The sequence below is a fragment of the Pantoea sp. SIMBA_079 genome, from assembly GCF_046940275.1.
In the GTDB taxonomy this organism is placed as follows: Bacteria; Pseudomonadota; Gammaproteobacteria; order Enterobacterales; family Enterobacteriaceae; genus Pantoea; species Pantoea borealis.
Genome location: NZ_JAWRYR010000229.1, coordinates 1 through 277 on the forward strand (window position 1 = coordinate 1; position 277 = coordinate 277).

The 277-nt window shown below is 55.2% G+C and carries 1 pseudogene; it reads right to left on the reverse strand.

The annotated features are described in order from the left end of the window. A pseudogene (locus tag SB719_RS19820) lies at window positions 1-108 on the reverse strand (LysR family transcriptional regulator); the annotation flags it as partial. Between the last annotated feature and the right edge of the window lie 169 nt (window positions 109-277).

Consider the following 277-nt stretch of genomic DNA (forward strand, 5'->3'; position numbering starts at 1 on the left):
GCCGAGAAACAGTTTTTCTGCGGCGCGGGTCACGCTGCGCTCGTGCATCAGCGTTTCGAACACAATCAGCAGGTTGAGGTCTACACGACGCAGGTCGTTTCGATTCATCGGTGCGCTTCGCCTAATGTGGGGCAGAGGTGAATCTTAAGGCCAAAGGCTGTTACCCTGCACGGGTTTAGGGGGACCAATCGCAGGGAAAGTCAGGTGCCCAATCGATGACAAGCATGTCGACTATTAATGGCCACTGATGGTCTAACGGGCAAAGCCCGGATAGAGG